The organism is Paraburkholderia rhynchosiae (assembly GCF_002879865.1).
In the GTDB taxonomy this organism is placed as follows: domain Bacteria; phylum Pseudomonadota; class Gammaproteobacteria; order Burkholderiales; family Burkholderiaceae; genus Paraburkholderia; species Paraburkholderia rhynchosiae.
In genome coordinates, this window is record NZ_PNXY01000010.1 from 173,243 (window position 1) to 185,862 (window position 12,620).

Sequence of the window (12,620 nt, forward strand, 5' to 3'; positions counted from 1 at the left end):
AGGAGCGCGCTTGGCCGATCAGCACATCCGGGCGTTGGGCCGCAGCGCGTCGCCGGCTCATCCTGCGCAGGCGAGCCCGTGCGACGCGCTCGTCATTCGCGCGCAAGTTCACAACCCGCACCGTCCCTGCGCACGTAAGAAGCTTGCGCTGGCCGCGACGGTCCTCGGTTCGAGCATGGCGTTCATTGACAGCTCCGTGGTCAACGTCGCCTTGCCAGCGCTGCAGGCGGAGCTGCACGCGAGCGTCGCGGCGATGCAGTGGGTCGTCGACGCCTATCTGCTCTTTCTCGGCGCGCTCGTGCTGGTGGGCGGCTCGCTCGGCGACACGCTGGGCCGGCGTACCGTGTTCATCGCCGGGATCGCGCTGTTCACGCTCGCCTCGATCGGCTGCGGTCTGGCGCCGGCTGCGGGCGCACTGATCGCGGCACGCGCCGTGCAAGGTGTCGGCGCCGCACTGCTCGTGCCGAGCAGCCTCGCGATCATCGGCGCGGTTTTCGACGATGCGGAGCGCGGCCGGGCGATCGGCACATGGGCAGGCGTCGGTGCGATCACTTCGGCGCTCGGGCCGGTGGCAGGCGGATGGCTCGTCGACGCGTTCTCGTGGCGGGCCATCTTCTTTCTCAACGTGCCGATTGCGCTCGCGACGACCGTACTTGCGGCTATTGCCGTCCCAAACAGCCGCAAATTTCGCGCGACAGAATTTCACGCCGCAGAGCCTAGCGATGCTCCGTCTCAGGCTCCGCGGGACGAAAGCGCGGCGCCCCGGCTCGACTGGCAAGGCGCGCTCGCCGCGACCGCCGGACTCGCCGCGCTGACCTACGGCCTTACGATCGCGTCCACGCGCGGTTTTGCGGACCGCTGGGTGCTGGCGTCACTGGTTGGCGGCATTGTCGTACTGGGCGCATTTGTCGCAATGGAAGCCCGAACCCGCAACCCGATGACGCCACTCGACGTGTTCCGCTCGCGCGACTTCGCCGGCGCAAATCTGGTGACCCTGCTGCTCTATTTCGGTCTTGGCGGCGCGTTGTTCTTCCTGCCGTTCACACTGATTCGCGCCTATGGTTACAGCGCGACCGAGGCCGGGGCGGCGCTACTGCCGGTGCCGGTCACCATCGGCCTGTTGTCGCGCTTCACCGGCGGTTTGACGAGCCGCTATGGCGCGCGAGTGCTGCTGAGCGTCGGGCCGCTCGTCGCGGCCAGCGGATTTGCGATGCTCGCACTGCCGTGGGTAGATGGCGAATACTGGCGCGGCTTTTTCCCGGCGCTGACCGTGCTTGGTCTCGGCATGACGATCACCGTCGCGCCGTTGACTACCACGGTCATGTCGTCCGTGCCGGGCGAGCGCGCTGGCATTGCGTCGGGCATCAATAACGCAGTCGCGCGCATCGCCGGTCTGCTGGCGATCGCGATGCTCGGCATCGTGTTCGCGTGGTCACACGACGCGGCGCTCGACGCGCGTCTCGCCGCATTACATGTTCCGCAAGCGGCACACGGCGCACATCCACTGGGTGAGTTCGGCGTGGATAGCGGCGGCGCGGCTGGGGCTGGGGCCGCTGGTCTAGATGGTCCGTCCCGGACGGAAGGGGTACAAGCTGCGGCGAAAGCTCCGGCCAATGCAAGCGCCGATGCACGGGCCGATGCACGGGCGTACGCTTTAGGCGCCGCGCTACGCGCCGTGGCGCTGGTGTCCGCCTTGTGTGCAGTCGCGGGGGCGATGCTGGCGGCGGCGATGATCCGAGGGCGGGCACATCAGTAGCGTTGCTAATCGCTGCCACGGCAGCGTAGCTCGCTACAGGCAAGCTATTTGCTACCGCTTGTGTCTTTACGCCGGCTGTTGCCTGTCAGCCCGGCCGTCGCCCAACAACGCCGCAGTTACAGGAACTTGTGCGACGAAAGCCGTGTCGGTTAAGGGATAAACCCAAAGGGCTAAACTCCAAGCCTCCAAACCGGCCGATGCGTCCCGCAAGCCGTCCGCACCGTAGCCCGTCCGCCCGTCCTACAGCCTATGCGCAAATTACTACACGCCTGCTTCCTCGCCGTTATCCTTCTCGGCGCGCCGTCCGTTTTCGCCGCGGTGACGCCGGCCACAGCCGCTTCCGCAGCCTCCGGCACCGCGGTCACGTTGACGCCCGATCAGGCGCGGCAGGCTCTCTCGGTTCTCAACGATCCGAAGCGCCGCGCGCAAGTTGCCGATACCTTGCAGGCCATCGCCGCAGCCGGCGCGCTGAGTGCGCCGGCGTCCGCCGCGACGCCCGCGTCGGCGCCCGCCGCGGCCAGCGGCGCTGCCGCTCTCGTGCCCGCCGCGTTCAAGTCGAACGGACTCGCGTCGCAACTCGCGCGTCAAGGCGCGCACTGGGCGGTCCATCTGGGCGCGTCGCTGCGCAGTTCGGTCACGGCTCTACTCGACGTCGCTTCGGTACGCGCATGGTGGAACTGGCAATCGACCAGCCCGCAAGCACGCTCGGTTTTCACGCACGTCGCGTGGTCGCTGCTGGCTGCGCTGCTGCCCGCGCTCGTGCTCGAATGGCTGGCGCGGCGTCTGTTGCGCCGCGCGTACCGCGCATTAGCCGCGCGCCGTGAACACGGCGCTGAAGCCGACGCGCCGCGCACGGACTTGCCGGTCGACGTCGAACCACAACCTGCCGACGCGCCCAACGCCGCGCCTCCCCTGCCCGCCCCGCCGCTCGCAGAGGCTCAGGCAGAGGCGCAGGCCAAAGCCCAAGCGTCGACGGCGGGCACAGCGGCCAATGAGCCAGGCGCGGCAACGACGCTCGCAACCGGCCAACCCGCCATGACGCCCCCACCCTCATCTGCGCACGGCAAAGCCGCCGAAGCCAGGGGCAAGCAGAACGCCACGCATCACTGGACGCTTTTGCAGCGCCTGCCGCGCGCGCTTTTCATTACCGTGCTGCGCCTCGTGCCGCTTGCGGTGTTCGTCGGCGCGGCGAGCGCGCTCATGTCCATCTTCACCGACGACGGCACGCCGCAAGACCGCGCGCTCGATTCGCTCGTCGACATCTACGTGCTGTGCCGCCTCGTCGTGATCGTCGGCGATTTCTTCCTGCAACCTGGCGCGCCGCGTTTGCGTCTGTTGCGCATGAGCGATGCATGGGCCGCGTTCGTGCATCGCTGGTTGATACGGATTGTCAGCGTGGTGGGCGCGGGTTCGGCGGTGGCCGAGATCGCGCAGTCGCTGGGTCTGAGCGACGCCGCGCATCTCGCGTTGATGAAAGTCGTCGCGCTCGCCGGCCACGTCATGATCTCGATACTGATCCTGCAGTGTGCGAAGCCTGTGGGCGAACTGATCCGCCAGCGCATGGCGTCGCGCAAGTCGCTCGAGATGGCCGGCAATGCCCTCGCCGATGCCTGGGCATGGCTCGCGGCATTCGTCGTGATGGCGCTGTGGTTCATCTGGGCGCTCGACGTGCAAAACGGCTATCACGCATTGCTGCATCTCGGCGGCATGTCCCTCGCGGTGCTGGTGGGCGCGCGCGTGATGTCCATCGTGATCTTCGGCGGACTCGCGCGGCTCTTCAACGGACAGGAAGACGCCGCGAAGTCGCTCGTGCATCAGCACGCGTACCGCTATTACCCGCTATTGCGGCGCGTGGTGTCGTGGATCATCGGCATCGTGACCGCGCTGGCATTGCTCCAGGTCTGGGGCGTCGATATCGCCGACGTGTTCCGCTCCGGTACGGTCGGCCATCGTCTCGCCTCGGCGATCGTCACAATTGGCGTCGCCGCCGTGATCGCGCTGCTCGTGTGGGAAAGCGTCAACGTGTCGGTCGAGCGGCGGCTCGATCGCTGGACGACGAGCGGCGACCTGGTGCGCGCCGCGCGTTTGCGCACACTGCTTCCGATGCTGCGCACGGGGCTCTTCTGCGTGATTGCGCTCGTCGTCGTGCTCACCGGATTGAGCGAACTCGGCGTGAACATCGGGCCGCTTCTGGCGGGCGCGAGCATCTTCGGCGTGGCGCTCGGCTTCGGCTCGCAAAAGCTGGTGCAGGATTTCATCACCGGCATTTTCCTGTTGATGGAAAACGCGATGCAGGTCGGCGACTGGGTGACGCTCGCGGGCGTGTCCGGCACCGTCGAATATCTGTCCATACGCACGGTGCGGCTGCGCGGCAGCGACGGCTCGCTGTTCACTGTGCCGTTCAGTTCTGTCTCGACGGTGAACAATACGAATCGCGGCATCGGCAATGCGGCGGTGCGTGTCAACATCGTGTTTGGGCAGGACGTGGATCTGGCGATCGACACGCTGAAGGAAATCGGCGCCGCGCTGCGCGAGGAGGAGAAGTTTAAGGACGGCATCCTGTCCGACTTCAGTTTCTGGGGCGTCGACGCGGTGGACGGCTCGGCCGTGACGCTGGCCGGCCAGATGCAGTGCCGGGATTCGGCGCGCTGGGGCGTGCAGCGCGAATTCAACCGGCGCATTCTCGACCAGTTTCGCGAGCGCGGCATCGAAATTGCGAACCCGCAGCGTAATCTGTTGACCTGGGACCCCGACAGCGTCGCCCCCCGTATCGAAGCGGACGAGCCCCAGAAGGACGAGCCTCAGAAGGACGAGCCGAAAGAAGCGCCACAAGGCCGCTCTTCCGCCGATGGCGCATCGTCGTCCGACGGCGCGTCAAAAGGCGACGCGCCGGTGGAAGACCAGATTCCTGTCGACTCGAAGCCCGCAGGCGGCCCCGGCACGCCAGCCAATCCTGGCTCGACGTCGCCGCACGAGTGAAGCGATATGACCGTGGGCGCTTATTGAACCTGCCACCAGCGCGGCAACAGGCGGCGCACCTCGGGCCGCCTGTAGCGGTCGTCGATCAGATGCACGACGCCCTCGTCGTGCTCAGTGCGAATCACTCGCCCGGCCGCCTGCACGACTTTTTGTAAACCAGGGTACAGGTACATGTATTCGTAGCCGTTGCCGAATCGCGCGTCCATCGTGCGGCGCATCTCTTCGTTGACTTCATTCATTTGCGGCAAGCCAAGCGTCGCGATGAAAGCGCCGATCAACTGCTGTCCGACCAGATCGACGCCCTCGGAAAACGCGCCGCCGAGCACGGCGAAGCCGACGCCCTGCTGCGTGCTGCGAAATCGGGCGAGAAACGCGTCGCGCGCCGCTTCGTCCATGCCCGGTTCTTGCGCCCACACGGGCAAACCGGGATGACGCTCGCGCATCAACGCAACCACCTGTTTTAAATATTCGAAACTGCTCAGGAACCCCAGGTAATTGCCAGGCTGCGTCGTGTACTGCCTGGCTATCAGTTCGACGATAGGCACGAGCGAGCGCTCGCGGTCGCGCCAACGCGTCGACACATTGCCAGCCACATGCACTTGCAATTGCTCCGCGCGAAACGGCCCTTCGACGTCCAGCCATTGCGTCTCTGGTGGAAGCCCCAGCGTATCGCGGTAAAAGTGATGCGGACTGAGGGTGCCCGAGAACATTACCGTGGTGCGCGCCGCGGCATAACGCGGCGCGAGAAACGGCGCGGGAATCACATTGCGCACGCATAGCGTGCAATTGCTTTGGTTGCGCGAAGCGTGGCGGTCCGCTGTGAGTGCGATGTCGAAAATCGAATGCTCGCCAAATTGCTCGGCGAGCGCGACGAAATGCATCGCATCGAAGAAAAAGCGCAGCGACGCCTCGTCGATGGAAAGCGGTGCCTCGGCAAGCTGATCCGTAACCGCGCCGATCAGATTTTGCGCTGCCGACAGCAGTTTGCCCGGCACGTCCGCATAGACCTGGTACGAGGCGGTTTGCGCTCGCTTCACCGCGTTCCATTCGCGCTGCAAACGTTCGAGCGGCTTGCGCAAAGTGGCCGGCGCCGTCTTGCACGCGAGCCGCAAAGCGGCCTGATCCAGCGAGGCCGTGTACATGCGGCGCGCACGGTCGAGCAGATTGTGCGCTTCGTCCACCAGTACGCCGACGCGCCACTGGTTGATCTGCGTGAGCGCGTAGAGCATCGCACTGCTGTCGTAATAGTAGTTGTAATCGCCCACTACCACGTCGGCCCAGCGTGCGAGTTCCTGCGCAAGATAGTACGGGCAGACGTCGTGAGCGAGCGCCGCTTCGCGGACGGCCGCGCGATCGAGCCGAGGGCCGGCGAGCGCCGCGCTGCGCGCCGCGTGGAGCCGGTCATAAAAGCCCCGCGCGAGCGGACACGATTCACCGTTGCAGGCTTTGTCCGGATGCTCACAGGCTTTGTCGCGCGCGACCAGTTCAAGCGTTCTCAACGGCACAGGCGCGGCGCTTTGGCGAAGCGTTTCGATAGCGTCGAGTGCAAGCGCGCGGCCCGGCGTCTTTGCAGTGAGAAAGAGCACGCGATCGATCTGCTCCGACGCGCACGCCTTCAGCAACGGAAAAATAGTGGCCAACGTTTTACCGATGCCGGTTGGCGCCTGCGCCATCAACGGCTTGCCATCGCGCGCGGCACGATAGACCGACACCGCCAACTCGCGCTGTCCGCTGCGAAACTGCGCATGCGGAAACTGCAGTGCACTCAAGGCGGCGTTGCGCGCCGCACGATGCGCTTCTTCCTGCACGGCCCAGTCGAGAAACCGCTCGCATTGCTCGACGAAGAAAATCTCCAGTTCGCGCGCGGTGTGCGTTTGCGTCAGCAGCGTTTCCTTCTGACTGCCGATGTCGAAGTACACGAGCGCCACCGTCAACCCGGCAAGCTCGCGCGCGCGGCACAGCAGATGCCCGTACGCCAGCGCCTGCGCCCAATGCAACGTGCGGTGATTTGCGGGCATGCGTTCCAGGTCGCCACGATGCGTCTTGACCTCTTCAAGCCGGTTAGCCACCGGATCGTAGCCGTCCGCGCGACCGCGCACGGTGAGGTTGCGATGCGTGCCTGTCAGCGTGATTTCGGTTTCGTAGCCGCCTGCGCGACGGCCCGCGACCGTCATATGACCCGCCATGCCTTCGAGCGAAGTCGGCGCCGGCGTGAACCGAAGATCGAGATCGCCGCGTCTTGCGGTGAACTCGCACATTGCCCGCACGGCGACGACGTAAGTCATGCGGTGCGCTCCGCGGCGAACGTCGGGTTTGACGTTGCCTCGGCGATTGACTCTGTGCTCGCATTCGCGACCCCATTTGCGACTGCTTCTCCGACTGCTTCGTCAGTCCAACGCACATCGAGCACGCGCACCGACATGCCATGCTGCACGCAGTACGCGAGCCAGCGAATCTGGTTGTCCTGCAAACGGTCGCCGGGGCCCTTCACTTCGATCAACTCATAACGGCGCTCGGTGGGCCAGAAACGGATCAGATCGGGCAGACCCGAGCGATTGCCGCGGATGTCGAGCAGCAAGCGCTCAAACCACAATTTCAAATGCTCGGCGGGCAGGCAGTCGAGCGCCGTCGCGACAAGCTCCGGCGTAAGCAGTCCCCAGAACAGGAACGGCGATTGCACACCGGCCTTGCCATGCAGATGCCGCTCAATCGTCTCGCGATAGATGCCGCTATCGAGTTGAGCCAGACACGCCGCGAACTGTTCCGCGCGCCGCGCATGGAAATCCGGCGCGTGAAGGTCGGCGGGACCACGTTGGAACGGATGAAAGAACGCACCCGGCAGCGCCGCGAACACCGGCTCCCAGCACAGCAGTCCGAACAGGGAGTTGATCAGCGCATTCTCGACGTAATGCACGGGCGCGGACTCGCAAGTCAAATGATCGCGGACGACATATTCGACCGCTTGCGGCGCCTGCGGCCTCGGCAATATCAGTGTGCTGCGTTCCGCCGCGCGCGCAGCAACCGCGCGAACCGTCGGCTGACCGAGCTTACGCCGCAAACGCGGCAACATGCGCGCAATGCGCTGCGCCTCTTCCTCGCTCTCGGGCAAGACGGCGGCCTGCGAAGCGAGCGCGAGCGCTTCTTCAAAACGCTCGCTGCGCTCGAGCACGCGCATCCGCCGATGGCGCGCGCCCGGCCATGCGCAAACCTCGTACACGGCGAGCGCAGTGAGCCAATTCTGGCGCCGTTCGCAATGCTGGCCGATGCGAAAGAGCAGCTTCGCGCGGCGCGTTTCGAGCCACGAGTTAGAGATTTGAACCGCCTGAATGCGAGCGACCAGATCATGGATCGCCGCGCTCTCCATGTCGCCGCTAACGAGCGATCCCAATGATTCTATTGATTCAAGCTCGTCACGGCACACATGCAACGCGAGATAAACGTCCACGTCCACGCGCTGCTGAAAGGCTCGCGACGACGGCGCAAACGCCACCTTTTCATACTGGAAGACGCCGAGATCGGCGAGCACGAATTCGGACCAGTCCTGTTGGAGATTGCCGAAGAACATCAGACGCAGACGTTCGCAGAGCGGCGCGATATCGACGCGGAACACGCAATCGGTCGTTTGACTGTGCCAGGCAGAGAGCGGGCGCGCCAGGCAACCAGCTGTATCTGGCTCATCGAGTTCTGCGTAGAACGGACGCAGCGCTTCCAGCAAATCCGGCTTACGCAAACTCCTTGCCCCGGGAACCAATGCGAGTGCATCCGCGAACAGGTCGAGCAATTCGGGGCGCGTGGTGAGCGCGAAAAGATCGTCGAGTGTGAGAGGCGGCTCGGGGTCCAGCCAGCCGAGCGCCGTGATGGGCGCTGCGGCTCGCAACGGGCAGCCGATCTCATCGTAAGACAGGCGGCTCGCGCGAAACAGCGTGCCTTTGCGCATCAGCATGCGGACCAGCAGCGCGCGCGACACTTGCGGCAAGACCGCGAAAGAGCCGAGAAAAGCGCGCTCGTGCGTATCGAGCAGATCGTCGTAACGTTGTGCGAGCCACGCCAGCGCACGCTCAAAGTTCAGCAGATAGTAAGGGACGCCGGCGAGGGAATCCGGCGGAGCATCGGTTGCCACGGAGTTTGCAGGACCTGTACGTTTATACAGTGATGATAGCAAACTCCCTTGCCGTCACCGCGAGCGCTTTCCCTTAGGGCGCGATCCACACCACCGTCAACGAGCGCACGCCTTGCGCGCCGCGAATCAGCACGCCTTCGATGTCCGCCGTCGCCGAGGGCCCCGTCACGAGCGCGGCATAACGCGCGTCACGAAAATCATCGCGGCGGTAAACGTCCTGCAAACCTTCGATCAGTTGCGCTGGATCGAGCAGCACAATCAGATGCTGCACGATGTAACCCAACGCATTGACCACGTACTCGCGTTCGCTGAACCACACCGAGCCCGTCTCGGCGACGCCGAAGCGCGCACGCACCACCCCGACATCGACGTCCTGCAACGAGGCCGGTTCGGTATCGGCTCTGAGCGCACGCGTGCCGGGCACTTCGGCGGTGGCTGATGCGACCGATACCGCCGCGCCGAATCGCTCGCGGATCAGGCCGGCGACGTCCGAGCCCGCCGCGACTTCGACACACGCGCCGCCCATCATTTGCAATGCGGCGGCAAAGCGCGCGCGCAGATCGCCGCCGACAGCGCTGAACAACGGCACGTCGGGCCGCGGTCGCGCCGCCGGTTGCGCCTGGCGCACTTTCGCGAGAAAGGCCTCACGCGTTGCCATCGCCACCTCCTCGGTTTTGCTTGTACCAGGCGTGGAAGGTCTGCTTCGGTGCCTCCGGCAATTCGCGTTGCCTGCCCCAGATATTCAATGGGTTATAGAGCACGAAGTTCGGCAGCCGCCGCAATGCGCCGCTCATGGACGCCACCGTCGCGCGATATAGCGTCGAGCTCCCGAGCAGTCGCCCGGCCATCTTCAACACTTCCTGCTTCACGAAAGGCACTTCGTGACGCTCGGCAATCACCGTGCGCCATTTGTAGATCTGCTCGTGAATATTGATCTTCACCGGACATACATTCGTGCAACTGCCGTTGAGCGTGGACGCGAACGGCAGCGCGCTATAGCGCTTCAGATCGAACGTCGGGTTGATGATCGCCCCAATCGGCCCCGAGTAAGTGCCGCCATACGACAGACCGCCGCTGCGCCGGTAAACGGGACACGTGTTCATGCACGCGCCGCAGCGAATGCATTTCAGCGAATACCAGAAGTCTTCCATCGCGAGCCGTTCGGAACGGCCATGATCGACCAGGATGAAATGCATCTCGGCGCCCGGACGCGGCGCGCGGAAATGCGACGTGTATTGCGTGATCGGCGAACCAAGCGCGCTACGCGAGAGCATGCGAATGAACACGCCGAGATCGGAGACCTTCGGGATCAGCTTCTCGATACCAATCGACGCGATATGCAATGGCGGCACATTCGCCGAAAGATCCGCGTTGCCTTCGTTCGTGCACACCACGACCGTGCCCGTCTCCGCTACCGCGAAATTGCAGCCGGTCATGCCCGCCGTTTTCTCGCGTACGAAATACGGGCGCGTATTCATACGCTGACTTTCGGCGAGATAATGAATGTCGCTGTTTTTCGGGTCTGTGCCGATGGTTCGGCCGAACAGTTCGGCGACGTCCGCGCGCAGTTTGTGCACCGCGGGCACCACCATATGGCTCGGGTCCTGATGATCGAGTTGCTGGATGCGCTCACCCAGATCGGTTTCCATCACCGTGATGCCGCGCGGTTCGAGATATTCGCGCATCTTGCATTCGTCGGTGAGCATGGACTTGCTTTTGACAAGCGTGGTCATGCCGCGCTCCGACATGATCTTGTGCACGAGCGCGTTGTGCTCTTCGGCCGTCGATGCGCAATGTACGACCACACCATTCGCCTCGGCCGCCGCCGCGAACTGTTCGAGGTACTCGGACAAATGCGATAGCGTGTGTTCCTTGATGCCTGATGCAAGCTCTCGCAACGTCTCCCATTCGGCAATGCCGTGCGCCTGTGCGTCGCGTTTCTCACGCAAATCCCATAGACGCCTGTCGTGAAACGCAACGTGCTCCGTCTTTTTGATGAACTGGCCGGCTGCTCTTGCGTGGTCGATCCGGCTCATGCGCGCGCTCCGTTCAGCACTTGCGCGATGTGGATGAAGCGCGCGTCGGCTTTCATGCGTTCCGCGCAGCCTTGTTGATGCATCAGGCACGACATGTCGCCCGATACGATGTATTGCGCGCCGGCGTTCAGATGATCGCGCACCTTGTCCTGCCCCATGCGTACTGACACCGGCTCTTCTGTGACGGAGAACGTGCCGCCGAAACCGCAGCATTCGTCCGGCCGCGACGGCTTCACGAACTCGATGCCCTTTACACCTTCGAGCAACGCACGCGGCTTCGAAAATGGCGTGCCCGCTACTTCCGACACCGATGCTTCCTTCAGATGCCGCAATGCGCTGCAACTGTTATGCAAGCCGACGCGATACGGAAACTCGGCCCAAGGAAATTCGCGCGCGCCGACCACGTCGTGCAGAAACTCGACGAGCTCATAAGCGCTCGCGCGCACCTTCTTTACATCATCGGTTTGATCGATGGCGGTTAGATGCTCACGCACATGATGAATACAGCTCGCCGACGGTCCGACAATGTAGTCGTAGCCCGCGAAGTTGCGCGCGAACACGCGCTCGGCGCCGGCCGCTTCGGCGTGCGCGCCACTGTTGGCCATTGGCTGGCCGCAACAGGTCTGCTCCTGCGGATAGTCGACCTCGATGCCGAAGCGTTCGAGCAATTCGAGCGTGGCGATGCCGACCTCGGGATAGAACGCGTCGATGAAGCACGGAATAAAGAGGGCGACTTTCATAGGCTCATCGAAGGTAAAGCGGCATACGGAGACACCGCCAGTAAGGCTGGTATGCTTGGTCTGACCAAAATATAAGGAAGTCGCTTCGGCGTGTCAATCGGAAGATCGTCAGCGCAATTGGCGAGCGGCGGCGAACCGCCCCGAGCGTCAGTCCCGATCCAACGGTGTGAAGGTGAATCGAATGTTCCGAACGAGGCCTACAGTTTCGCCGCGTCTTCCTGATAGATCTCGCGCACGAAGGCCAGATGACGCTCGGCGGCCTTGCGCGCCTTTTGCGCGTCGCGCGCGATAACGGCGTCGTAGATGGCCTGATGCTGGCTCATCAGCTGCTTTTCCATCACCTCGTCGTAATCGATCAGCCGATGATATTGGCGCATGCCTTCGCGAATCAGCGTATGAATGCCGTGCATCACATGCGCGAGTGCGATGTTGTGCGTGGAGTCGGCAATCGCGAGATGAAATGCAGCATCGAGTTCCGCGAGATTCACGCGGTCTTGCGACAGCGAAGCCGCCTTCAATGCCTCGAACGCGGCCTTGATCTTGCGAAGATCGGCGGCGGTGGCCCGCTCAGCCGCATACACCGTCGAAATGGATTCGAGCCCCTGGCGCAACTCGAGAATGTCGGCACTGGTACGCGGATTCTGAAGAAGCAGCTCCGCGAGCGGCTTCGAGATGATCGGCGCAGTCAGGTCCACCACCATAAAGCCGCCCCGCCCAGAGGTGGCGATATATCCATCCGACTCCAGCCGGATCAGCGCTTCGCGCAACGAAGGCCGCGAGACGGCGAGCTGCGTGGCCAGATCGCGTTCAGCCGGCAGCCGGTCGCCCGGCATCAACGTGCCGTCCGAGATCAGTTGCTTGATCTGGTCGGCTACGACATCGGACAGCCGTTTGCGCGTGAAGGACTGGATCGGGCGAAAGTGCATAGGCGGCGGCTGACAAAGCCGGATTGTTCAGGGTGGTTCGTTAGCGACGGTTAGCGACGGTGC

At 64.0% G+C, this 12,620-nt stretch carries 8 protein-coding genes; 2 read left to right on the forward strand and 6 right to left on the reverse strand.

From position 1 onward, the window contains the following. The first annotated feature begins 10 nt into the window (after positions 1-10). Together C0Z16_RS16450 and C0Z16_RS16455 are read left to right on the forward strand one after the other, a co-directional pair. Positions 11-1,756, forward strand: coding sequence for an MFS transporter (locus tag C0Z16_RS16450; RefSeq protein ID WP_102633179.1), 1,746 nt, complete (start codon positions 11-13; stop codon positions 1,754-1,756). Between the two features lie 249 nt (positions 1,757-2,005). Beyond that, entirely contained in the window at positions 2,006-4,735 is a 2,730-nt protein-coding gene (locus C0Z16_RS16455; protein WP_102633180.1) for a mechanosensitive ion channel family protein, read from the forward strand. A gap of 20 nt (positions 4,736-4,755) precedes the next feature. Here C0Z16_RS16455 and C0Z16_RS16460 read toward each other — a convergent pair whose 3' ends face one another. The 6 genes from C0Z16_RS16460 to C0Z16_RS16485 all read right to left on the reverse strand — a co-directional run bounded on the left by C0Z16_RS16460 (position 4,756) and on the right by C0Z16_RS16485 (position 12,557). After that, positions 4,756-7,020: an ATP-dependent DNA helicase gene (locus C0Z16_RS16460; RefSeq protein WP_102633181.1), complete on the reverse strand. Its 2,265-nt coding sequence runs from the start codon at positions 7,018-7,020 to the stop codon at positions 4,756-4,758. Next, positions 7,017-8,855, reverse strand: a complete 1,839-nt coding sequence (locus C0Z16_RS16465) for a VRR-NUC domain-containing protein (RefSeq protein WP_102633182.1) — start codon at positions 8,853-8,855, stop codon at positions 7,017-7,019. Before C0Z16_RS16465 ends, C0Z16_RS16460 begins: the two co-directional genes overlap by 4 nt. Positions 8,856-8,928: 73 nt before the next feature. Continuing rightward, on the reverse strand, positions 8,929-9,513 hold the full coding sequence (locus tag C0Z16_RS16470; RefSeq protein ID WP_102633183.1) for a LutC/YkgG family protein: 585 nt from the start codon (positions 9,511-9,513) through the stop codon (positions 8,929-8,931). Then, positions 9,500-10,891, reverse strand: a complete 1,392-nt coding sequence (locus tag C0Z16_RS16475) for a lactate utilization protein B (protein ID WP_102633184.1) — start codon at positions 10,889-10,891, stop codon at positions 9,500-9,502. The genes C0Z16_RS16470 and C0Z16_RS16475 overlap by 14 nt, the downstream gene beginning before the upstream one ends. Then, positions 10,888-11,631, reverse strand: a complete 744-nt coding sequence (locus C0Z16_RS16480) for a (Fe-S)-binding protein (RefSeq protein ID WP_102633185.1) — start codon at positions 11,629-11,631, stop codon at positions 10,888-10,890. Before C0Z16_RS16480 ends, C0Z16_RS16475 begins: the two co-directional genes overlap by 4 nt. A gap of 197 nt (positions 11,632-11,828) precedes the next feature. Then, entirely contained in the window at positions 11,829-12,557 is a 729-nt protein-coding gene (locus C0Z16_RS16485; RefSeq protein ID WP_102633186.1) for a FadR/GntR family transcriptional regulator, read from the reverse strand. Positions 12,558-12,620 lie beyond the last annotated feature (63 nt).